This is a genomic window from Streptococcus dentasini, assembly GCF_053206945.1.
Genome location: NZ_JBRUHS010000008.1, coordinates 86,866 through 111,300, shown reverse-complemented (window position 1 = coordinate 111,300; position 24,435 = coordinate 86,866). Strand labels below are relative to the sequence as shown.

The following is a 24,435-nucleotide window of genomic DNA, read 5'->3' as shown; positions in this document are numbered from 1 at the left end:
TTACGACGCAGCATCGTCAGGTTTCTTTAGTGATATAGCTGGGCTTGAGGCTGATGTCAGCTCAGGCTTAACGCTATTAAACCAAGGGATTGCCGGGTTCAACGGGAGCTTCACTATGCCGAGTAAGAAGGACCTAGAGTGGACCAAGACGATTAATTCTCAGTGGGATGAGCGGGATAGGAGGTTGACGGAAGCTTACCAATCAGTTGTCAGAAAAGTTAGCAATGGTGAAGAACTGACGGATAGTGATATTAAAGCCTTAATTACCTATGCACAGAACCATCCAAATACGCAACTTTCCACTCCAATGATGAATGCTATCAACACCTATTATACAAACCATGGTGTTAACGTTCCAACAAAAGAAAGTAATAAGGATTCAGGGCCTTCCATTGCTAATACTATTTTACAATATATGAGTAATATTGGTGATCTGGTAAAAGGAGCTGGTGGCTGGGTTGTATCTAGCGGAACGGACAGGCTAGCTAAGATTATTAGTAAAATCACTGTGGCCTCTCAAGGGGGGGCTGGTGGTTTTGTGATACTTGACACAGGCAAAAGGTTATATAGGAATGGTTATCAGAAAGGGCTTGCAACGGTAAGCAAAGGGAATGCAATCAGTAAATTTGGTAGAGTTTTAAGTAATCCTTATGTCCAACTTGCTGCCTTTGGTGTAGGTGTTTGGAACGACGTTGCTAATAAGGGGAAAACAGTCGGTCAAGGCATTACTCATACAGGAGCAAGTACAGCAGTCGGTTTAGGAACTAGCGCCTTGACTACAGCAGTGATAACTGGTATTGCAGGTGGACCAGTTGGCTGGGCTGCTTTGGCAGGAGCTGCTGTGGGATACGGAGCAGTTCAATTGTTCGAGTTGGGTTATGATCATAATTTCTTAGGAATGCAAGATGGCTTAGACGCTGCTGGAGAATGGATTGATAAGGGGGCTGGAAAGGCAAAAGACTGGGTTGAGGATAATGCAGGAAAAGCAAAAGACTGGGTTGAAGATAAAGCGGATAAGGTAGGCGACGCTATATCAAGCGGCATAAGTGCCATTAATCCATTTGATTAATGAGAGGAATTCACAATGCAGAAAGCCGAAATCGAATTTTTGAGAAAAAGGAATTTACGATACCGTATTTTAAAATCTACGAATCAATATTACCTTTTAGATGCAGATACTCCCCTTCTCATTGTTTACTTTTTTCCAGTTCTTATTTACTTTGTTCCTCACCGTTGTTATCCTATAACGCAAACAGAGTATCAACAACTATCTAACTCTCCCGAAATGAGTGAGCATATTCGTGAAGTTTTCAGCCGCTATGGTTTTCGCTATAGCTTAGGTTCGGGATTGTTAGCCATGCTGCTTGGAATTGGTTTTAATGTTAATCAATATCTATATTTTTCTGCAGGAATGTTCAATTATATATTAGCTATTTTTATAGGCTTTATGGTTATAGGCTTACGTATTTGGATGACACAAGCTTATAAGTTGCCAGATAGTTACTACAAAAGAAGCTATCAAAAAATTTGGATTTTTCCCCGTTTTGTAAAACGTCTTCTGCTGTTTGCTTTTTCCTATTTGGTTATTTTAGCTGTTTGTACAGCTATTATCTACGCCTTTTTGACTGCTCAAGTTGATAACTATATTGTCCATATCAATTTGTTAACTCTTCCACCCCTATGTTTATGCGCTGGTAATTTTGTATTTCTTGCTCCCAACAAATACTGGATCAAGCTTCAAAATTAATCGTATGTAAATTTTAAAAATCAGGAGAATAAGATATGCTTAGTATTGGTTCGATTGTACAATTACATGATGGTACACAAAAATTAATGATTTTAAATAGAGCTCCTCTTATAAATGATGGTGAGAGGATTGTTAGATATGATTACAGTGCTTGTAAGTACCCTGTAGGTTTGAATCCTCAAAAGGTTTTCTATTTTAATGAGAAAAATATTAAGAAAGTCGTTTTTGAAGGATATCATGATGAAAGCGAAGATAAATTTGACGAGCTCTATCAGCAATGGTTAGAAGAAGAAGGTTCTCAAATTCCTCAAGGGGAAGTTATAGGACCCTTGGAAGGAGATTAGATAATATGGTAAAAATGGTCTTGGGGAGTTCAGATACCCAAGCGAGTTCTGTGGCGACGCTAGCCGATAACTACACGACTGGCTTTGAGAGTATCCTCTCAGCGATTTCCACGCTGAAGGGTTCCGATAAGCTCAAAGGGACAGCCTATACCAATGCCAAGGAGTATGGGGATACAGTTGTCACCCCCTTGGCTAAAGGGATGATTCTTTTAGCCGAAGCGGCTAAGACCGATACGCAGATGTTGCCGGATAGGTACCGCTCAGATGTGGGTGAGGATGAATTATCCGATGATACGGAGGTGTTGTCGGCAGAGATCGAAGCCTTGAATACTACAATCAATACCAACAATTCGCTTTTGGAAGGGATGGCGTCTGACGATCCCAATAGGACAACCACAGAGAATGCGGTGAACAGTGATACAGCGGAGCGGGACAAGCGCCAAAAGAAGCTGGATAAGATCAATGCTTACGACGCAGCATCGTCAGGTTTCTTTAGTGATATAGCTGGGCTTGAGGCTGATGTCAGCTCAGGCTTAACGCTATTAAACCAAGGGATTGCCGGGTTCAACGGGAGCTTCACTATGCCGAGTAAGGGACAGCTCAAGTGGGCGAAGAACATCAATACCAACTGGGAAAAGCTTATCATAGTTTTGGATTATGTTAATTCCTATGGATTTGATCGTGAGACAGCCGAGACGCTGTATAGGCTACAGCAAGGAATTCTTGAAAAAGCTGACAAGGAGAACTGGAGCAATGAGAAGGTTCTTTATGAATATAATCGATTGATTGCTTCTTTCGCACCGGACAGCTATGTTTCAACCCGTTGGAAAGCGATTTGCGGGACAGAAGAAAAATCTGAACGGGATAAGCTATGTAAAGAATACGGATTATCAAGCAGCGATATCAAAAAACTTGAAGACGGAATTGAGGCCCAACATGCAAATCCTGACGCTTCCAAGGACTTTGCCCATGAAGCAGTTCAAATCGCTGCTTTTACAGAGGAAAGCTGGGATACTTTTTCAACGGATAATGCGGTTCATAATTTATCTCATCTCGCTAACGAGGGTCTAGAGCACGAGGAAATCTCTTTTAAAGGTGATGTGGATTCTGGGCGATACAGTGATTCAGATTTTAATTCAGATTTGGATGCTATTAATTACTACAAACGGGCAACTGCCGATAAAGTCGACAGAGATGATATTTTTACAATTGGCGCTGAATATAACTCTGGTATTTCTGATAACAGTATCAATCGTGTCAATGAGTTTTACGATAATTATGATGATCCTGGCACTATTTTTGGATGGGGCAAGAAATCAGGTGAGGATGTTGTCGAAGATATTATTGAAGACGAGACTATAGGAAGCAACCATATTTCGTCCCCATACAGTGATGACGAAAAAGATAAGCACAAACAGGACTTTTATGATTACTTGGAAAGAGGAGAGAAGAAAAATGTCAGGTAGACAAAAAGGGTACATCATTGTGAGCATGTTTGCGCTTGTTTTCCTTTTAGTTGGAGGGGGGCTTTGGGGGTGGCACCGCTATCAGTCAAGTGCTTTTCAGAGAGCCTATGAGCAAGGCAATGCCTATGAGCAGTTGAACAGTCTAATGAATACCACTCGCTATGCGAAAGAAGTTCGCAAGGCCGGTTACTCAGTAGACGACTATGGTCTCAAGATGAATGAACGAATCGATAACTTAACAACCAAGACGACTCCAGCAGTTGTAATAAGTGTTCCAACAAAAAGCGGTATAGATACAGCCATATCATTAAAAGAAAACGAGAGATTTCGTTTAGAATTTAATTCTGAAATGAAGTTAGTCTCTATCCTTTATTATAAAGATGGAAAGTATTTACTTAATAATGAGATCTCCAAAGAAGAACAGGAGAAGTATGAAGCGTTCGTCCGCAAAGCCATAGCCAAAACGATTAAAGATATCTATGATAGTATGGCTTCTTAGAATAAAGAGGGATCAGAATCATGTCAGTTAAACGACAGCAGCGGCTCCTATTGACTCTCCTCTTGCTTCTCCCTCTGTTAATCGGCAGCTTTTTCTGGGGGCGGCACCGCTATCAATCTAGTGCTTTTCAGAGAGCCTATGAGCAAGGAAATACCTATGAGCAGTTGAACAGTCTAATGAATACCACTCGCTATGAGAAAGAAGTTCGCAAGGCCGGTTACTCAGTAGACGACTATGGTCTCAAGATGAATGAACGAATCGATAACTTAACAACCAAGACGACTCCAGCAGTTGTAATAAGTGTTCCAACAAAGAGTGGAGTTATTATCCGCATGGATATTAATACAGAAGAAGACCTTATGGTGGAATTTGATGAAAGGATGAGAGTGAAGTCGATTCTTTACCACAAGGATGGTAAAAATTTATATAACGATGAAATTCCCAAAGAAGAACGTGATAAGTATGAAGGGTTCGTCCGCAAAGCCATAGCCAAAACGGTTAAAGATATTTATGATAGTATGTAGACCCAGAAGAATAGGAGAATAAAATATAGCAGACAAAAGAAAAGCTGCACCTCAACCTCAACTCGATGAAGTGTCTTATGCCTCAGAGATAGAATTTCATGCTGACGCTGTTGATAATTGGAAAAAATATATATCAGGTTTTAATTGGCAAGAAAGAGCCCTTAGAGCAGATATGGGACTTGGTGAAGAAGATGAAAGCGGTATTTATGACCGATACTATATCTTAGAAGATGACAGTGTAAAAAAACAGAAGGAAGCTCATGGTGAAAAATAAAAAAATAGTCTCAATAATGCTAATTTCTTTTGTTATATGCATTGTTTCATTATTTCTTTACTTTCATAATCAAGTTTATTGGAAATATGATAATCATTGGATGCTAGGAAAAAACAGAACCGAAATTGAAACACGATACGGCAAGTTTGACCCATCCATACTGGGTCATAACAAAGAAGTTTATGTGATAAAAGATAATCCTTTGTCTCTAATATACGATAATGATAAAGCTTACTTTGTTATGGCCTTTGACAATAAAGGTAAGTGCGTTAAAGTCTACCAATATACGCCACCAGGCTTATAAGTATGCATTTTAACGATTATAGTGACGAATATGACAAAGTTACATTATCCTTAGAGATTACGATGGATTTTAGATTATTTTTTATATGACAATGGCAGGAAGTAATGAGGAAGTTAAAGTCTACCATTTGGGAAACGAAAGGATTACTATGACGGAAGCTAACACTGTTCTTAACTATCAGATGACCCCTCAGACTAGGGAAGCCTTAGAACTGGCTGCCGCTGTGGTTGGTGATCATAAAGAAGCCTGCCTGACATCGCAACTGTTACTGCTATCCCTTTTGAGCGCTAGAGATTCTGGAGCCGGATTTGCTTTGGGAAGATATGCTATTACGAAAAGCAAGATTTCAAAGGAAATAGCTGCTGCTTCCCATGTTCGAGCAAGGGAGTCCTTTGTCTTAGAAGAGAGTTCGGATTCGAGTTACGCAGTTACATCAGAGCGCAAGTATCAAGAAAAACGGCGGCAGTGGCTGAGTGAGCACCCTGTTCAACTACTACCTGAGCCACCTTCTGATAAGGTTCTACAAGGGATTGATTGTCCTATCAGTCAAGTGGTGCTTGATATTCTTACCTTCGCTGACGAATTGCGCTTTCAAGAAGATCCCACTGAGGGGATGGATACCTACTATATTCTGTTGGGGATAATTCACCATCCAGAGTCTAACGCAGCGGTCATTCTTGAAAAATTGATGGCTGAAACTCCTAGTCTCTCTTATGAAGAGCCTCTGAAAGCTATTTTCACGATGAAGGAAGACCGACAGTATCGTAAAGCCCGAGATGGGCATTCTACAATGTCCTCCAGAGAGCGCTATTCCCGAAAGCAGGTGCCAGATCAGCCTATCTTAGAGTTGATTGCTTTTGACATCACGGCTCAAGCTGAACAGGGACTAATTCAGCCAGCTGTTGAACGTGATCAGGAATTAAAACAGATAGAAGCAGCCTTGCTCCGTCGTCATAAGAAACCTGTTCTCCTTCTGGGAGACAGTGGCGTTGGAAAGGCGGCAATAATTGACGCCTTAGCCTTAAAAACTGCTCAACAGGGACTTGTTAGTCTTGAGGAAACGCGAATTCTGCGGTTAGATCTTAGGACACTCCCTAGTCTGACCAAAGAGTTTGATGGCGATGCGATAGCCATGGCTTTGGCAGAGGAATTAAGACAGGAGCCAGATTTGTTACTGTATATTGACGACCTCCGAAGCATTCAGGATGACTATTATTTGAAAAAGTCGATTCAGCCTCTTCTCCTTAAAGAAGGGTTTAATGTGATTGGAACAGCAACACCTGCCGATTGGGAGCATTTGCTCTTCCATGAGACTACTCTGACTCAGTATTTTAGTATCATTAGAATTTCTGAGCCTTCCGAGACGCAAGCCAAAACCATGCTTAAGCACCGATTGCCTTTTTATGAAGCCTATTATCAGATAAACTATGCTCCAGAGGTAGTGGATATCGCTGTTGATTTGGCAAAGAAATATTTAACTGGTGAATGCCTTCCAGCCAGTGCATTCAGCCTAATTGATGATGCCGGGGCTCTTCTGAGCAATCAGGAAGGTCAGCCTACTCTCCGTCAGGAACTGGAACACGAAATGAGATACTGGCGGCAGCAACTGGCTAAAGCGCGTGCAGCACCTATCCCTGACTCGGTTATTATTGAAACACTTGAAGAACGTATAGACAAGGCAAAAGAGAAGTTCCAAAAGACCCAGCTGTCTTTCAGCAGCGTACCCCAAGAAACTTCCCTAACGGTGACACCTGAACAGATTAGGGAAATAGTGGAGACTAGGACAGGAGTACCTGCAAAAGAACTGGTAGTTGTGTTAAACCAAGAAGCGCCCTTATGCAAGCTGCAGAACTTGCCGAAACGTCTCTCAGAAAAAGTCATTGGGCAGCCAGAAGCAGTTGATCTCATCTCCAAGGCTATTGTCCGCTCCTATACCGGATTTCGTGATCCTAACCGCCCAGTAGGTGTCTACTTGTTTCTGGGGACAAGTGGTGTTGGTAAGACCGAGACAGCTAAGGTACTAGCTGAAGAACTATTTGGCAGCCCTAAAATGATGATGCGTTTTGATATGTCCGAATACCAACAAGAGCATACAGTTTCTCAACTTATCGGATCTCCTCCTGGTTATGTCGGATTTGAACAGGGCGGACGACTGACAGAGCATATCAAGAATCACCCCTATTCTGTTATTTTGTTCGATGAAGTTGAAAAGGCTCATCCTAAAATGTTTGATTTGATGATGGTATCTTGACTAGCAGTCGCGGAGAGACAGTTGATTTCACACATACAATTATTATTTTAACGTCTAATTTAGGAACTAAAGACATTTACCAGTCTCATCCCATTGGTTTTAATACAGAATTGGCAGCTCGAGACCATCAATATATTCATGATAATGTTCAATCGGCTGTTAAAGATTATTTCCGACCAGAGTTCTTAAATCGTATTGATGAAACAGTTGTTTTTAGACCCTTGGATGATGATAATATTTTAGAGATCACGCGACTATTGCTGCAGCGGGAACAAGTTATACTGGCACAGCAAGGAATTGAAGCTGATTTTGACGAAAAAGTTGCAGCTTATATTGCAAAGACCTGTTTTGATCCTATCAACGGTGCTCGTCCAATCAAACGAGGGATTGCTCGTCTAATTGAAGATAAGCTATCTCAACTTTTGATTTATCAAGAAATTACAAAAGGTGATCATATCCTGATTACAGAAGATAATCAAGAAATCAAAATTATCAGACATTAATTTTTGGACGGGCGGATAGTAGCGAGATAAAGCAGTTAATCAAAACTTTCAGATATAAAACAGTCCGCCTGCGTTCCAAGTTTCTATATGGATGAACCTTTGTTTTAAAAGAACCAGAAATATAGCAATTTTGAGTTCAATCGATTGACAAAAGACTGCCCAATGGCATAAAATCGTTTATATACCAGTAAAAAGAGTCGCTTTTTAAAAGCGCAGCTCTTCTTACAGATTTAGTATTTTATTACAGGAGCGCCCACTCCTACTAAAAGCTTCAAGAAAAAGATTACCTCGCTTGTCTTCAAGGACACAGTTTTACTCTCTTATTTTTTCTTGACGCCCTTAGTATCCTATAAAGAAAGGAAAGTGATAATCACTTATGAAACTCCCCAAATGGCTATCCTTGGCTATGCTGGTGACCTTTTCAGGCTCTTATCTAGCACCGAGCTTAGCTCTAGCACAAACAAATGACGGCCTTTTACCATCCAGCGAGGCTCCTTCACAACAGACTCAAGAGTCTTCCAAATCCCAAGAAGACAATGATCATAATGGTATTCCCGACCATGAGGAAGACAAGAACCACAACGGTGTTCCCGATGACGAAGAGGATGCCAACAAAAATGGGATCCCTGATGATTTAGATGCTAAGGAGGAACAGTCCTCATCAAGTTCTGAGGCTAGTTCTAGCCAAGAGACGGGCACTGATCAGGGTCAGTCTCAAGCTTCTTCGAGTGCACAAAGCTCTCCAAGCAGTTCGACGAACGAAGCTAGCTCAAATGCAGCTGATGATCAGTCTAAAACTGAAAGTTCTGCTTCACCAACCAGTGAAGAGGAGGCGAAGGCCCATTCTTCAGGTTCTAAGGAAAACGATATTCCCGCCAAGGAAGAGCCTAAAACTAACTTAGGCAAAAATTCAGCTGAAAGTAAAAAGCAAGTCATTCTAAATTCTTTTCAAGTAGATCTTAAGCTTCCGTCAAACTCAGCTAGTAACACAAGGCAGACAAGTCAAGCTGATCGTTGGTTTGGCCCTGTTGATAATACACCGACAACACCGCCAAGCTATACGGCCTACGTAGAACACTGGTCAGGCGACTCTGCCTATACCCACAACCTTCTGTCCCATCGCTACGGGATTACGGCTGAACAGCTAGATGGCTATTTGAATTCTCTGGGAGTTTCCTACAATCACAATCGGATTAATGGTAAACTTTTGCTTCAATGGCAAAATGACAGTGGCCTAGATGTGCGCGCGATTATCGCTATTGCTATGGCAGAGAGCTCGCTAGGAACAGCTGGTGTCGCTACTATTCAAGGCTCCAACATGTTTGGCTATGGTGCTTTTGATGCCAACCCTGATAATGCGGCCAACTTTTCTGATGACAAGGCTATTACAAAAATGACAGCTGAAACCATCATTCAAAATAAAAATTGGACCTTTAAGATTCAAGACGATAAGGCCAAGAAGAATGCCATGGGTCAACTTAACCCTATTGCAGATGGGGGTGTTTATTTCACCGATACCTCGGGAACTGGCAAGCGCCGGGCGCAAATCATGCAAGATATTGATACTTGGATTGACCAGCATGGTGGCACACCGCCTATCCCAGAGGATCTTAAGCACTTAAATGGTACCAGTGCCATGGCTGTCCCTAGTGGCTATCAGATTTCGCATCCCATGAGTACAGATAGCTATATAGCAGCTTCTTACCCTTGGGGGCAATGTACATGGTATGTTTATAACCGTGCCAAAGAACTGGGTTACAGCTACGATGCTTATATGGGTAATGGCGGTGATTGGCAGCATAAAGCCGGCTATGATGTGGGTCATACGCCCAAAGTTGGCTATGCGGTATCCTTTGCACCAGGACAGGCCGGTGCTGATCCTAGCTATGGTCATGTCGCTATTGTCGAAGAAGTTAAAGCTGATGGCTCCATTCTTATCTCAGAATCCAACGCCCTTGGTCTAGGAGTCGTTTCTTACCGCACCTTCTCTGCAGCCCAAGCCTCAACCCTCACCTACGTCATCGGTCATAAAAGCTAAGATACTAAAACCGTAAAATATGAGATTTTAAGAAGGTAATGCTGTGTGCTTGCACACAAGGAAGCCTACCTAAATCCTGAGTTTCTAGCTTGTGCTTACCTAACAAAAATATAAGAAAAAATCCCTTTGCTCTGAAGGGATTTTCGTGTATACAAGAGACACTTTGTTAGCCGATGAATAACTTATCTTAACATCAAACAGGGGACAAGTTTTGTCTAGATCTTAGTTTACCTTATAAGAGGCTTTTTGTACTTCGCATAAAGGGTGTCCTAAGCTCAATATATGAAGACTAATGGCTTGGTTGCTGATTAGGAATTTTATTTCTTGTTTTTAGCCTAAACTTTTGACAGTTCCTTTTAACTGTTAAAGGGGAAACTATAGACCGCTAACTTTGTCAATCTCAAATCTTAATCAACTGTGTAGGGGTGAGGTAAGGAAATTGAGACCTCGCCTACTAATTTTTATCATCCCCCTCTTCCTTAGCTTACTTAATAAGTTAATACAAAGTATTTTTTCTTACCACGACGAATGACTGTTAATTCATTATCAATCTTATCTGTCGCAGATAGAGTATAATCGAGGTCTTGAATACGCTCACCATTAATATAAATAGCACCATTTTGCACATCTTCGCGAGCTTGGCGTTTAGAGTTAACTATTTGAGCAGTTACAAGAATGTCAACAATATTAAGACTGTCGCTTTTTTGGATAGCATAGTTAGGGACGTTGCTCAACCCTTGTTTTAGCTCAATTGCAGATAGATTTTTGATATTACCTGCAAAAAGTTGTTCGGTAATTTTTAGAGCTTCTTGATAGGCTTCCTGGCCGTGAACAAGTGTGACCACTTCACGTGCAAGGATTTTTTGTGCTAAACGTTCATGGCGGGCACCATCAAATTGTTTTTCGATTTCGGCGATTTCATCCAAAGATAGGAAGGTGAAAATTTTCAAAAAACGTACAGCATCGTCATCCATGACATTAAGCCAGAATTGGTACATTTCATAAGGAGATGTTTTGTCAGCATCTAGCCAAACAGCATTGCCCTCTGATTTTCCGAATTTTTTACCAGTGGAATCAGTAATGAGCGGAACAGTGATGACATGGGCGGTCTTGTCAGCTTTACGACGAATGAGTTCGGTACCGGCAGTCATATTTCCCCATTGGTCAGACCCACCAATTTGCAAAGTGACATTGTATTTTTGGTTTAGCTCATAGAAATCATAACCTTGCATGATTTGATAAGCAAACTCTGTGTAAGAGATACCGGTTTCGATTCGCTTTTTTACAGATTCCTTACTCATCATGGTATTGACGGTGAAATATTTTCCAACGTCGCGCAGGAAATCGATGAAACTGATAGAGCCAAACCAATCATAGTTGTTGACCATAACGGCCTTGTTATCGCCATTATCAAAATCAAGAAAACGAGATAACTGGTTTTGAATCTTTTTTACCCATCCTTGAACGGTTTCTTTCGTTTGTAGATTTCGTTCAGCGTCCTTAAAGGAAGGATCGCCAATCAATCCTGTCGCTCCGCCGACTAAAGCATACGGTTTATGACCAGCTAGTTGTAGGCGACGGGATGTTAAAATAGCCACTAAATGCCCCAAATGCAGGCTGTCAGCTGTTGGATCGTAACCAGTATAATAAGAAACTGTCCCTTCTTCAAGAGCCTTTTTTAAACTGTCTTCATCGGTGGTCTGAAAAATTAAACCGCGTTCTTTTAATTCATCAAAAATTGTCATAGTATCTCTCCAGTGATTTATAGTGCTAAGGCTCATTATACCAAAAACTCTGAGGCTCATGCAAGTTGACCTTGATTTTGGTATAATGGCTTAGAGGTAGATTATGGTTGAATTCTTCAAGAAGCTTTGGCAAGATTTAGTTGCCTTTTTTAAAAGGTCAAGGACTCCAAAGCATTTAAAATCTAAGAATAAGCTGGGCAAAGGGCAGAAAAATAGTGATTCTGATTCGGAATTCGAACTGTCAGGGGCAGATAGAGTTTCTGTTGTGCTCAGCAGTTTAAAGATGATATCGGATTTCTTTTACATTGTCGTTTTGCTTGTTTTTATGCTTGTTTCTGGATTAGGTGTAGGTTATCTAGCCAGCCAAATTGATAGCGTTAAAGTTCCTGATCGAGCGACCCTTGTCATGCAGGTGCGTTCGATTAGTCTAGTGTCCACTTTGGCCTATGCTAATGGACACGATATTGCGGAAGTGGATACAGACTTGCAGCGCAGCCCCGTAAAGGGGGAAGATATCGGTAGTAATATCAAACAGGCAGTTATTGCAACTGAGGATGAAAATTTCAAATCTCATCACGGTGTTGTCCCAAAAGCGGTATTTCGTGCTCTCGTTTCCTCGGTGTTAGGCGTTGGTTCTAATAGTGGCGGTTCTACCTTAACTCAGCAGTTGGTCAAACAGCAAGTAGTTGGTGATGACCCTACTTTTAAGCGTAAAGCACGCGAAATTATTTATTCATTAGCCTTAGAACGCTATATGACAAAAGATACAATCCTAACCTCTTATTTAAATGTATCCCCTTTTGGTCGTAATAATAAGGGGGAGAATATTGCCGGTGTAGAAGAGGCTGCTAAGGGGATTTTTGGAGTATCGTCAAAGGCATTAACAGTTCCACAGGCAGCTTATATCGCGGGATTGCCCCAAAGTCCGATTACTTACTCTCCCTATGCTGCAGATGGACGTTTAAAAGATCAGGAAAGTTTGACTTATGGCCTGAAACGTCAGCAAGCGGTCCTCTATAATATGTATCGAGCAGGTTATTTGAGCAAAAGAGATTATCGCCACCATAGACAATACGATATTCAACAAGATTTCATAGCTTCTGAAGAATCCAGTAGTGTTAGTCATGATTATCTCTACTATGCGGTTATGGAGGAAGCTCAACAGCATATGTATGACTATCTGATTAAGCGGGATGAAGTTTCTCAATTTGACTTGAAGAATGATGAAACTGTGGCCAATTATCAACAATTGGCTTTAGAAGCTTTACAGACAGGAGGATACAGGGTTACAACAACTATCAATGAAAATATCTATAAAGCTATGCAAGAATCCGCACAAAATTCCGGAGGCCAATTGGATGCTGGCAACAGCAGCAGAGTAGACGTTGGTAATGTTTTGATGGATAATAAAACTGGAGGGATTCTCGGTTTTGTTGGTGGCCGCGATTATAAGGTTAATCAAAATAACCATGCGCTAGACACAAAGCGTTCTCCTGGTTCTAGTATCAAGCCTATTATTGCTTATGGCATTGCTCTTGATCAGGGGATGCTGGGGTCAGCCTCTATCTTGTCTAATTATCCAGCGACTTTTTCGGGTGGAACAAAGATCATGCATGGCAATGATGAGGGGACTGGGGCTGTTAGTCTTCAGGAAGCTCTAGATACTTCTTGGAATATTCCAGCCTACTGGACCTATCGCATGTTACAAGAACAAGGTGTTGACGTTGAAGCTTATATGACTAAAATGGGGTATCAGATTGATCATTACGATATTGAAAGCTTGCCATTGGGTGGAGGTATTGAGACAACGGTCCTGCAACAGACCAATGCTTATCAAACGTTAGCTAATGAGGGTATATATCAAAAAGGTTATATGGTTCAGTCCATTACTGATAATAAGGGTCGAAAGATCTATGAGCATGCCGAGAATCCTATTCCTGTTTATGGTAAGGAAGCGGCTAGTATTATGACTGATTTGCTTAAGGGACCGATTGCATCGGGCAAAACAACTAAATTTAAAGACCATCTAACATCAATAAATGCAGGATTGGCTTCCAATATTGACTGGATTGGTAAAACTGGAACAACCGATAATTACAGTGACGTTTGGCTCATGTTATCTACCCCAACGGTTACCTTAGGTGGCTGGGCAGGTTATGATAATAACGCCTCAATGAGTTCTAATACGGGCTATGAAAATAATGCACAATATATGGCGAATTTAGTCAATGCTATTGATGCTGCTGATTCTTCTGTTTTTGGAGGTGGACAGAAATTTTCACTGGCTTCCAATGTTATTAAATCGACAGTGCTTAAGTCAACAGGTTTGAAACCGGCAACGGTGTCTCATAATGGTAACAGCATCAATTTATCTGGTGAAACAACTACTAGTAATTGGGCTAAGAATGGCGCTGGTGATACAACATACAGCTTCATGGTCGGTGGTAGTGACAGTGATGATGAGGCAGCTTGGAAGACAGTAACAGGGCAGCAATAAACTTGCGTAATGGTACAAAATAGGTTATAATGTAAACAACTATTTGTCGTCTTACTTGGTTGAAATATTGTCCAATCAAGAGATACAGCAGTTAAATCAAACTTTTTCAGTCAGATTTAGCTGCTCTTTTTGTGCCTAATTTCAGGAATTTTTATATTTGTAATAAAAAAATAAAAATTCTAAAAATTACGGGTGCAAAAGGTGTCCCGCGACAAATAAACTGTTAATCGACCTCGACCTAAGTTCTGTTTGCTGATGAGGCTAACCTTGCTCCAACAGACGAATGGTCTTTGTATCTTACTATAAAGGAGATAGAAACGTGGCAGGACATGACGTTCAGTACGGGAAACACCGCACCCGTCGCAGTTTTTCTAGAATCAAGGAAGTTCTTGATTTACCCAATTTGATTGAAATCCAAACGGATTCATTCCAAGAGTTTTTGGACAATGGTTTGAAAGAAGTATTTGAGGATGTACTTCCAATCTCTAACTTTACAGATACCATGGAACTGGAATTTGTAGGTTATGAGCTGAAAGAACCTAAGTATTCGCTTGAGGAAGCGCGTATTCACGATGCGTCTTACTCAGCACCGATCTTTGTGACTTTTCGTTTGATCAATAAGGAAACCGGTGAAATCAAAACTCAGGAAGTTTTCTTTGGTGATTTTCCAATTATGACGGAAATGGGTACCTTTATTATCAATGGTGGTGAACGCATTATCGTATCGCAATTGGTACGTTCTCCGGGAGTTTACTTTAACGACAAAGTTGATAAGAATGGCAAAGTTGGCTATGGTTCAACGGTTATCCCCAACCGCGGCGCTTGGTTAGAGTTGGAAACAGATTCGAAAGATATTGCCTACACTCGTATTGATCGTACGCGTAAGATCCCATTTACGACTTTAGTGCGTGCCCTTGGTTTTTCAGGTGATGATGAAATTCTGGATATTTTTGGTGACAGCGAATTGGTTCGCAATACTATTGAAAAGGATATCCATAAGAATCCAGCAGATGCGCGTACAGATGAAGCTCTCAAAGAAATATACGAGCGCTTGCGCCCAGGAGAGCCAAAGACTGCTGACAGCTCGCGTAGTCTGTTGATGGCCCGTTTCTTCGATCCGCGTCGTTATGATTTGGCAGCTGTTGGTCGTTACAAGATCAATAAGAAACTCAGTGTTAAAACACGTCTCCTGAATCAAGTCCTTGCCGAAAATTTGGTAGATAATGAAACGGGTGAAATTCTTGTTGAAGCTGGTACTGAAATGACACGTGATGTCATTAATTCAATCTCAGAACAAATCGATAAGGGCTTGAATAGCTTCATGTACACACCAAATGATTATGCGGTAGTGACAGAACCTGTTGTCTTGCAAAAATTTAAGGTCGTATCACCGATTGATGCTGACCGTGTTGTGACAATTGTTGGGAATGCCAATCCAGACGACAAGGTCCGTGCCCTTACGCCGGCGGATATTTTGGCGGAAATGTCTTACTTCCTCAACTTGGCTGAGGGGCTAGGTAAGGTAGATGATATTGACCACTTGGGTAATCGTCGTATCCGTGCGGTAGGTGAACTTTTGGCTAACCAGTTCCGTATTGGTTTGACTCGTATGGAACGTAATGTGCGTGAACGTATGTCCGTTCAAGATAACGACGTTCTGACACCACAACAAATCATCAATATTCGTCCTGTGACAGCAGCGGTTAAAGAGTTCTTTGGATCATCTCAGCTGTCTCAATTTATGGATCAACACAATCCATTGTCAGAGCTGTCTCACAAACGCCGTTTGTCAGCCTTGGGACCTGGTGGTTTAACCCGTGACCGTGCTGGATATGAAGTGCGTGACGTGCACTACACCCACTACGGTCGTATGTGTCCGATTGAAACTCCTGAAGGACCAAATATTGGTTTGATCAATAACTTGTCTTCATACGGACATCTGAACAAGTATGGATTCATCCAAACGCCCTATCGTAAGGTTGATCGCGCAACTGGTAAGGTCACTAATGAGATTGTCTGGCTGACTGCGGATGAAGAAGATGAATATACTGTTGCTCAGGCCAATTCAAAACTTAATGAAGATGGCAGCTTTGCGCAAGAAATTGTTATGGGTCGTCATCAAGGTAACAACCAAGAGTTCCCTGCAAGCTCTGTCGATTTTGTCGATGTATCGCCTAAACAGGTCGTTGCGGTTGCGACAGCATGTATTCCATTCTTGGAAAACGATGACTCCAACCGTGCCCTTATGGGGGCTAACATGCAGCGTCAGGCTGTGCCATTGATTGATCCTAAGGCACCATTTGTTGGTACAGGGATGGAGTATCAAGCAGCCCATGACTCAGGTGCTGCTGTGGTAGCTAAGCATGACGGCCGCGTCACCTTCTCGGATGCTGAGAAAGTTGAAGTGCGCCGCGAAGATGGTTCACTTGATGTTTACCATATTACCAAATTCCGTCGTTCAAACTCTGGTACAGCTTATAACCAACGTACCTTGGTTAAGGTTGGTGACCAAGTTGAAAAAGGGGACTTCATTGCAGATGGTCCTTCTATGGAAAAAGGAGAAATGGCTCTCGGACGTAATCCTATTGTTGCTTACATGACATGGGAAGGTTACAACTTCGAGGATGCCGTCATCATGTCTGAACGCCTAGTCAAAGAAGATGTTTATACGTCTGTTCACTTGGAAGAGTTCGAGTCAGAAACACGTGATACAAAATTAGGCCCTGAAGAGATTACCCGTGAGATTCCGAACGTCGGCGAAGACGCTCTTAAGGATCTCGATGAAATGGGGATTATCCGCATCGGTGCCGAGGTTAAAGAAGGCGACATCTTGGTTGGTAAGGTAACACCAAAGGGGGAAAAAGACCTTTCGGCTGAGGAACGACTCCTCCACGCTATCTTTGGTGATAAATCACGCGAAGTGCGTGACACATCACTTCGCGTGCCGCACGGTGGTGATGGTATCGTGCGTGATGTTAAGATCTTTACACGTGCAAATGGTGATGAGCTGCAATCAGGTGTTAATATGCTGGTTCGTGTCTACATCGCCCAAAAACGTAAGATTAAGGTTGGAGATAAGATGGCTGGCCGTCACGGGAACAAGGGTGTCGTTTCGCGCATCGTTCCTGTTGAAGATATGCCCTATCTTCCAGATGGAACTCCGGTTGATATCATGCTGAACCCGCTCGGGGTACCATCACGCATGAATATCGGACAAGTCATGGAGCTCCACCTTGGTATGGCAGCTCGCAACTTGGGGATCCACATTGCGACACCAGTCTTTGACGGAGCATCTTCTGAGGATCTCTGGGAAACTGTGGAAGAAGCTGGTATGGCTAGTGATGCCAAGACAGTTCTCTATGACGGCCGTACAGGTGAGCCGTTTGATAACCGCGTTTCTGTTGGTGTCATGTACATGATCAAGCTTCACCATATGGTCGATGATAAGCTTCACGCTCGCTCTACTGGTCCTTATTCACTCGTTACGCAGCAGCCACTCGGAGGTAAGGCTCAGTTTGGTGGACAACGTTTCGGAGAGATGGAAGTTTGGGCCCTTGAAGCTTATGGTGCATCAAATGTCCTTCAAGAAATCTTGACTTACAAGTCAGATGATGTTACAGGCCGTTTGAAAGCCTATGAGGCAATTACCAAGGGCAAACCTATTCCAAAACCAGGAGTTCCAGAGTCTTTCCGTGTCTTGGTCAAGGAATTACAATCGCTTGGTCTGGATATGCGTGTCTTGGATGAGGATAACCAAGAAGTTGAACTTCGTGACCTTGATGAAGGTGAGGATGACGATGTGATGCACGTTGATGACTTAGAAAAAGCTCGTCAAAGACAAGCAGCCGAAGCAGCTCGTGCAGCTCAAGAGGCTCCAGAGACTGCTGAGGCGCAGGAAGCTAATCAGGATTGAGCAGGGGCAAAGAGCAGTTAATTAAAAGGCTAATTCAGCTACTGCTTATTCATTAAAGCATAAAATAATTGGGAGTTTGGGATTGGTTGTCCTAAACTCATCGTGTCAGCATCTAAAAGACTGTTGACATTACTTGCAATAGAAAGGTAATACTAGTGGTTGACGTAAATCGTTTTAAAAGTATGCAAATCACTTTAGCTTCGCCTAGTAAGGTTCGTTCTTGGTCTTACGGTGAGGTTAAGAAACCTGAAACTATCAACTACCGCACGCTCAAACCAGAACGTGAAGGTCTCTTTGATGAAGTTATCTTCGGACCAACTAAAGACTGGGAGTGTGCCTGTGGTAAATACAAGCGTATCCGTTATAAAGGTATTGTCTGTGACCGCTGCGGAGTTGAGGTGACCCGCGCCAAAGTTCGTCGTGAACGCATGGGACACATTGAGTTAAAAGCTCCTGTGTCACACATCTGGTACTTCAAAGGGATTCCATCACGCATGGGTTTAACCCTTGACATGAGTCCGCGTGCTTTGGAAGAAGTCATCTATTTCGCGGCCTATGTGGTTATCGATCCCAAGGATACACCGCTGGAACCCAAATCTATCTTGACCGAACGCGAATATCGCGAAAAACTGCAAGAATATGGTTACGGTTCATTCGTCGCTAAAATGGGGGCTGAGGCCGTCCAAGACCTTTTGAAACAGGTAGATTTAGAGGCTGAAATTGCTGAACTCAAGGAAGAATTAAAGACAGCTTCTGGTCAAAAACGTATCAAGGCTATCCGCCGTTTGGATGTCTTGGATGCTTTTTATAAATCTGGTAATAAGCCAGAGTGGATGGTGCTTAACATTCTGCCGGTTATCCCACCGGATTTACGGCCGATGGTACAGCTGGATGGCGGCCGTTTTGCAGCTTCTGACTTAAATGATCTTTATCGCCGTGTTATCAACCGTAACAATCGTTTGGCTCGTCTACTTGAATTGAATGCACCTGGTATCATTGTTCAAAATGAAAAACGGATGCTTCAGGAAGCCGTTGATGCTCTTATCGATAATGGCCGCCGAGGACGTCCAATTACTGGGCCAGGTAGCCGTCCATTGAAATCTCTCAGTCATATGCTTAAAGGTAAGCAGGGCCGCTTCCGTCAAAACCTGCTTGGTAAGCGTGTCGATTTCTCTGGTCGTTCAGTTATCGCTGTGGGGCCAACCCTCAAGATGTACCAGTGTGGTGTGCCACGTGAAATGGCAATTGAGCTCTTTAAGCCTTTTGTTATGCGTGAAATCGTTAATCGTGAGTACGCTGGTAATGTCAAGGCCGCTAAACGTATGGTCGAGCGTGGAGATGAGCGCATTTGGGATATTTTGGAAGAAGTCATTAAAGAACACCCTGTTCTTCTTAACCGGGCACCTACTCTTCACCGCCTTGGTATCCAAGCCTTTGAACCTGTGCTTATTGACGGTAAAGCATTGCGCCTTCACCCGTTGGCCTGTGAAGCCTACAATGCCGACTTTGATGGGGATCAAATGGCTATCCATGTACCCCTATCAGAGGAAGCACAGGCTGAAGCACGTCTCTTGATGCTGGCAGCTGAACACATCTTGAACCCTAAAGATGGTAAGCCAGTCGTAACTCCATCCCAAGATATGGTGCTAGGTAATTATTACTTGACGATGGAAGATGCTGGTCGTGAAGGCGAAGGTATGGTCTTTAAGGATAGGGATGAAGCGATCATGGCTTACCGCAATGGATATGCGCATCTTCATACGCGCGTAGGGATTGCAACGGATAGCATGCCAGAAAAACCTTGGACCGAAAATCAAAAACACAAGGTCATGGTTACTACTGTCGGTAAGATTCTCTTTAATGACATCATGCCAGCAGAGCTTCCTTATCTGCAAGAACCAACCAATGCTAACTTGACAGACAGAACACCAGATAAATACTTCTTGGAATTGGGAGCTGATATCAAACCGGTTATCGAAGCCCTTGAGCTCAACGAACCTTTCAAGAAAAAACACTTAGGTAATATTATCGCTGAGACTTTCAAACGTTTGCGGACAACAGAGACTTCAGCCTTTCTTGACCGTTTGAAAGACCTTGGTTACTATCACTCAACCCTGTCTGGATTGACGGTCGGTATTGCTGATATTCCTGTTATAAATAATAAGCAGGAAATTATTGCGGCTGCCCACAGCAAGGTTGAACAGATCAATAAGGCTTTCCGTCGCGGTTTAATGACGGATGATGATCGCTATACAGCTGTTACCAATACCTGGCGTGAAGCTAAGGAAGAATTGGAAGCTGCCTTGATTGCCAATCAGGATCCTAAGAATCCAATCGTTATGATGATGGACTCGGGAGCGCGTGGTAACATTTCTAACTTCTCTCAATTGGCTGGTATGCGTGGGTTGATGGCAGCTCCAAATGGACAGATTATGGAATTGCCTATCTTGTCTAATTTCCGTGAAGGACTCTCTGTTCTGGAAATGTTCTTCTCAACCCACGGTGCTCGTAAGGGTATGACCGATACAGCTCTTAAAACAGCTGACTCAGGTTATTTGACCCGCCGTTTGGTTGATGTGGCTCAAGATGTTATTATCCGTGAGGATGACTGTGGAACAGATCGTGGCTTGACGATCACAGCCATTACTGATGGTAAGGAAGTGACTGAAACCTTGGAAGAACGCTTAATTGGCCGTTATACCAAAAAATCAGTTAAGCATCCTGAAACTGGTGCCATTATTGTTAAGCCGGATACTTTGATTACAGAAAACATGGCTGCAGAGATCACTCAGGCTGGTGTTGAAGAAGTAACAATCCGTTCAGTCTTCACATGTAACACACGCCACGGGGTTTGCCGTCATTGCTATGGTATCAACTTAGCAACAGGCGATGCGGTTGAAGTCGGTGAAGCTGTTGGTACTGTTGCCGCTCAATCTATCGGTGAACCTGGTACCCAGCTGACTATGCGTACCTTCCACACCGGTGGCGTTGCCTCTAATACCGACATTACTCAAGGTTTGCCACGTATCCAAGAAATTTTTGAAGCTCGCAATCCTAAAGGTGAAGCTGTTATCACTGAAGTTAAAGGTCGCGTCACTGATATTGAGGAAGATGCTGCTACCCGTACCAAGAAGGTCTATGTAGAAGGTAAGACCGGTAAGGATGAATATGTAGTACCATTCACAGCTCGTATGAAAGTTGAAATTGGTGATGAAATTTCCCGCGGGGATGCCCTTACAGAAGGTTCTATCCAACCTAAACATCTCCTAGAAGTGCGTGATACACTTTCTGTTGAAACTTATCTTTTGGCTGAGGTACAAAAGGTTTACCGCAGCCAAGGGGTAGAAATCGGAGATAAGCACATCGAGGTTATGGTTCGCCAAATGCTTCGTAAGGTGCGGGTTATGGATCCAGGTGATACGGATCTGCTGCCAGGAACTTTGATGGATATTGCAGATTTCACTGATGCTAATAGAGATATTGTCATCTCCGGCGGTATTCCTGCAACCAGCCGTCCAGTTCTGATGGGAATTACTAAGGCATCGCTTGAAACTAACTCATTCTTGTCTGCCGCTTCCTTCCAAGAAACTACTCGTGTGCTCACCGATGCTGCTATTCGTGGTAAAAAGGATCATCTTCTTGGTCTTAAGGAAAATGTTATCATTGGTAAGATTATTCCAGCTGGTACAGGGATGGCCCGTTATCGTAATATTGAGCCTCAGGCGGTCAATGAAGTCGAAATTATTGAAGATACGGTAGACCAAACAGAGTCGGAAGTTTCTGTCATCGAATAAAGAGTAGGATCGATAGTTTAATTGATTCAGCTTTTGGGAGTGAATCAAAACTAAGCCTATTACACCAGAAAGCTTATTACCAACTTGCAGCTGAATGATGATAAGCAGTACCCAGAGAAGTGGGACTCAAGCAGTAGAAGGCTGGGCAAAAACTCGTCTAATCTTCCTGTTTTTGAATAAGCTCTTGGCGGGGTGGTTCATTGGTGCTAAAGCACCTAATGAACTGTGCAGGAGTAAGGCTTCTAGGCATAGCCAGCAAGTCCTACTCCTAACCACTGCGTCAATCTGGTAAAACTAGAATATGCTAAAGAGTCTGGATTTTTGTCTCAGACTCTTTTTCTATGGCCAAAATGATAAGGCTACTTTTTTACTTTTTCTATTAATTGATACTAGCGATTAGATGAACGATCACTCTTGCATGGTTTTTACCATCAGATAAAATTTTTGGAGTTATATCAAAAGAGTTTTGAAAGAACAGACCGTTTTGCTAAAGGTATTTCATACCGTCAAGCTATTGAAATATTGAAGCTGATAAGAAACAGAAACACAATATTTACTTTCTCTTAATAAACTGCTATAATTGTTGGCGTTATAACCCTTTAAAGGATCTGGAATACTCTCTTGTGATTGAGTTTCCTCTATTTTTGGGCAAGATAAGGTAAGAACTTAGATTTTTCTGCTTGATAGAATTAGAAAGACTCTTATGGTAATAATTAAACGAAAATTTCGAAAAAGACTTCGTAAAAATGCTAAGTGGTTTGTCCTAGCTGGCTTAATTTGTGTCGGAGTTGGTGCTGTGCATTACCATTTTACTCAAAAGTCTAATACTGAGAACGACATTAACTGGTATACACCGACTGAGATGATCACTCTTGATGCTTCCAAGAATACAGACCAGTATTCGGCCATGGCGATTGGAAATTCAGGTAGCAATCTGTTGAGGGTTGATAAGAAAGGTAATCTAAAACCAGATTTGGCTAAAAAAGTTGATGTTTCTAAAGATGGAAAGATCTATACTGCAACCTTGCGCGACCATCTCAAGTGGTCAGATGGCAGTGTTTTGACTGCCAAGGATATTGTTTATTCTTGGCAGCGAATGGTGGATCCTAAAACAGCATCAGAATATTCTAACCTGACTGTCGACGGGCATCTGTTAAATGCTGAAGAGATTATTGCCGGTAAGAAGCCTGTGTCTGATTTGGGGGTTCGGGCGGAAGGCAATAAGGTCATTTTTACCTTATCTCGTCCGGCACCGCAGTTTAAAAATCTTTTGTCTTTTTCAAATTTCATTCCTCAAAAGGAAGCCTTTGTCAAGAAATCTGGCGATAAGTACGGGACGAATGCTAAATATGCCATGTACTCTGGTCCCTATAAAGTCATCGATTGGAATGGGACCAACGGCAGCTATAAGCTAGTTAAAAATAAGTATTATTGGGACGCTAGGCATGTCAAGACTCAGGTTGTTAATGTGCAAACCATCAAGAAACCTGATACAGCTGTACAAATGTACAAACAGGGTGATATAGACTGGGCTAATATTTCTGCAACCTCTGCCATGTACAATGCTAATAAGTACCGTAAAGATGTGATTAAGGTACCAGAGGCGACAACTACCTATATGGTTTATAATCAAACAGGAAAAATACCTAGCTTGACGAATACAAAGATTCGCCAGGCTCTCAATTTAGCAACCAATCGTCCAGGCATTGTTAAGGCGGCTATTGATACAGGTTCAGCACCAGCCAGGGCTTTTGTGCCAGCCGATATGCAAAAATTACCCAATGGTAAGGATTTAACAGACTATGTTGCACCGGGTTACACTTACGATCCAAAGAAAGCTGCTCAGCTCTTTAAAGAGGGATTGACTGAAGAAGGTCTGACATCTTTGACGCTAACAATAACAGCTGACTCGGATCAGCCTGTTGCTAAGGCTACGGTTGACTATACTAAAGAAATTTGGGAGAAGGCCTTGCCAGGTCTGACTGTTGAGGAAAAATTTGTCCCCTTTAAACAGCGTCTTGACGATACGAAAAAACAAAATTTTGAGGTGGCTCTAGTTCTGTGGGGAGGCGACTATCCAGAAGGCTCCACTTTCTATGGTCTGTTTACTACTGATTCGGCCTATAACTATGGTAAATTCTCCAGTCCAACTTATGATGCTGCTTATCAAAAGGCCCTGACAACAGATGCTCTTGATCCATCTGCGATTGCCGATGACTATAAGGCAGCTGAGAAAGCGCTATACGATGAGGCACTTTACAATCCTATTTACTTCCGCTCAAACAGGGCTCTCCAAAACCCTAAGTTAAAGGGATTGGTGCGCAATGCGACGGGACTTTACACAGACTTCACTTATGCTTATAAGGAGTAGTCGTGCTAGGCAAGGCAGAGTTAGAAAACCGTGCTGTCTTTCACGGTGATTCTGTAAGCTAACGCCTAAAAGGATTTTTATCCAATCAACTTTTTCCTTTGGAGTCTTATTGGTTACTGTGTCTTATGTGAAACAGCCTTAACACTTGAAACATAGAATAGTTTG

Annotated in this window: 14 protein-coding genes and 2 pseudogenes; 15 read left to right on the top strand and 1 reads right to left on the bottom strand. The window is 42.4% G+C overall.

The genetic code is table 11. The features are described from left to right. From ACVR1G_RS07390 to ACVR1G_RS07340, 11 genes and pseudogenes are all read left to right on the top strand, one after another. A pseudogene (locus ACVR1G_RS07390) lies at positions 1–1,069 on the top strand (hypothetical protein); the annotation flags it as partial. Positions 1,070–1,084: 15 nt separating this feature from the next. Continuing rightward, positions 1,085–1,747, top strand: coding sequence for a DUF443 family protein (locus ACVR1G_RS07385; protein WP_447452539.1), 663 nt, complete (start codon positions 1,085–1,087; stop codon positions 1,745–1,747). Between the two features lie 35 nt (positions 1,748–1,782). Continuing rightward, entirely contained in the window at positions 1,783–2,091 is a 309-nt protein-coding gene (locus tag ACVR1G_RS07380; protein WP_447452538.1) for a DUF4176 domain-containing protein, read from the top strand. 5 nt (positions 2,092–2,096) lie between these two features. Continuing rightward, complete coding sequence (locus tag ACVR1G_RS07375) at positions 2,097–3,557, top strand: hypothetical protein (RefSeq protein ID WP_447452537.1); 1,461 nt, start codon at positions 2,097–2,099, stop codon at positions 3,555–3,557. Further along, the gene (locus ACVR1G_RS07370) at positions 3,547–4,056 is read left to right on the top strand and encodes a hypothetical protein (RefSeq protein ID WP_447452536.1); all 510 of its coding nucleotides are present in this window, start codon (positions 3,547–3,549) and stop codon (positions 4,054–4,056) included. Before ACVR1G_RS07375 ends, ACVR1G_RS07370 begins: the two co-directional genes overlap by 11 nt. Positions 4,057–4,076: 20 nt before the next feature. Further along, positions 4,077–4,580, top strand: a complete 504-nt coding sequence (locus ACVR1G_RS07365; protein ID WP_447452535.1) for a hypothetical protein — start codon at positions 4,077–4,079, stop codon at positions 4,578–4,580. Between the two features lie 70 nt (positions 4,581–4,650). Continuing rightward, entirely contained in the window at positions 4,651–4,854 is a 204-nt protein-coding gene (locus tag ACVR1G_RS07360; protein WP_447452534.1) for a hypothetical protein, read from the top strand. Next, positions 4,841–5,158: a hypothetical protein gene (locus tag ACVR1G_RS07355; RefSeq protein WP_447452533.1), complete on the top strand. Its 318-nt coding sequence runs from the start codon at positions 4,841–4,843 to the stop codon at positions 5,156–5,158. Before ACVR1G_RS07360 ends, ACVR1G_RS07355 begins: the two co-directional genes overlap by 14 nt. Positions 5,159–5,243: 85 nt before the next feature. Further along, positions 5,244–7,552: pseudogene (locus tag ACVR1G_RS07350) on the top strand (AAA family ATPase); the annotation flags it as partial. 78 nt (positions 7,553–7,630) lie between these two features. After that, positions 7,631–7,912, top strand: coding sequence for a ClpB D2-like domain containing protein (locus tag ACVR1G_RS07345; RefSeq protein WP_447452543.1), 282 nt, complete (start codon positions 7,631–7,633; stop codon positions 7,910–7,912). Positions 7,913–8,288: 376 nt separating this feature from the next. After that, a complete protein-coding gene (locus tag ACVR1G_RS07340; protein WP_447452532.1) occupies positions 8,289–9,950 on the top strand; it encodes a CHAP domain-containing protein in 1,662 nt (553 codons plus the stop codon). Positions 9,951–10,438: 488 nt separating this feature from the next. Here the strand turns inward: ACVR1G_RS07340 and tyrS are convergent, their stop codons facing one another. After that, entirely contained in the window at positions 10,439–11,695 is a 1,257-nt protein-coding gene (gene tyrS, locus ACVR1G_RS07335; protein WP_447452531.1) for a tyrosine--tRNA ligase, read from the bottom strand. A 103-nt stretch (positions 11,696–11,798) separates the two neighbouring features. Between tyrS and pbp1b the strand changes: the two genes are divergently transcribed. From pbp1b to ACVR1G_RS07315, 4 genes are all read left to right on the top strand, one after another. Further along, positions 11,799–14,192, top strand: a complete 2,394-nt coding sequence (gene pbp1b / locus ACVR1G_RS07330) for a penicillin-binding protein PBP1B (protein WP_447452530.1) — start codon at positions 11,799–11,801, stop codon at positions 14,190–14,192. Positions 14,193–14,511: 319 nt separating this feature from the next. Next, complete coding sequence (rpoB, locus tag ACVR1G_RS07325) at positions 14,512–18,105, top strand: DNA-directed RNA polymerase subunit beta (protein ID WP_447452529.1); 3,594 nt, start codon at positions 14,512–14,514, stop codon at positions 18,103–18,105. A gap of 155 nt (positions 18,106–18,260) precedes the next feature. Then, positions 18,261–21,899 carry a DNA-directed RNA polymerase subunit beta' gene (gene rpoC, locus ACVR1G_RS07320; protein ID WP_447452528.1) on the top strand — a complete coding sequence of 1,213 codons (3,639 nt, stop codon included), beginning with the start codon at positions 18,261–18,263 and terminating at the stop codon, positions 21,897–21,899. 703 nt (positions 21,900–22,602) lie between these two features. Then, positions 22,603–24,270 (top strand): peptide ABC transporter substrate-binding protein, encoded by a 1,668-nt coding sequence (locus tag ACVR1G_RS07315; protein ID WP_447452527.1) that lies wholly within the window; start codon positions 22,603–22,605, stop codon positions 24,268–24,270. Positions 24,271–24,435 lie beyond the last annotated feature (165 nt).

Coding starts and splice junctions, on each gene's coding strand:
- ACVR1G_RS07385 (WP_447452539.1), top strand. CDS start 1,085: ATGCAGAAAGCCGAAATCGAATTTTTGAGAAAAAGGAATTTACGATAC.
- ACVR1G_RS07380 (WP_447452538.1), top strand. CDS start 1,783: ATGCTTAGTATTGGTTCGATTGTACAATTACATGATGGTACACAAAAA.
- ACVR1G_RS07375 (WP_447452537.1), top strand. CDS start 2,097: ATGGTAAAAATGGTCTTGGGGAGTTCAGATACCCAAGCGAGTTCTGTG.
- ACVR1G_RS07370 (WP_447452536.1), top strand. CDS start 3,547: ATGTCAGGTAGACAAAAAGGGTACATCATTGTGAGCATGTTTGCGCTT.
- ACVR1G_RS07365 (WP_447452535.1), top strand. CDS start 4,077: ATGTCAGTTAAACGACAGCAGCGGCTCCTATTGACTCTCCTCTTGCTT.
- ACVR1G_RS07355 (WP_447452533.1), top strand. CDS start 4,841: ATGGTGAAAAATAAAAAAATAGTCTCAATAATGCTAATTTCTTTTGTT.
- ACVR1G_RS07340 (WP_447452532.1), top strand. CDS start 8,289: ATGAAACTCCCCAAATGGCTATCCTTGGCTATGCTGGTGACCTTTTCA.
- tyrS (WP_447452531.1), bottom strand. CDS start 11,695: ATGACAATTTTTGATGAATTAAAAGAACGCGGTTTAATTTTTCAGACC.
- pbp1b (WP_447452530.1), top strand. CDS start 11,799: ATGGTTGAATTCTTCAAGAAGCTTTGGCAAGATTTAGTTGCCTTTTTT.
- ACVR1G_RS07315 (WP_447452527.1), top strand. CDS start 22,603: ATGGTAATAATTAAACGAAAATTTCGAAAAAGACTTCGTAAAAATGCT.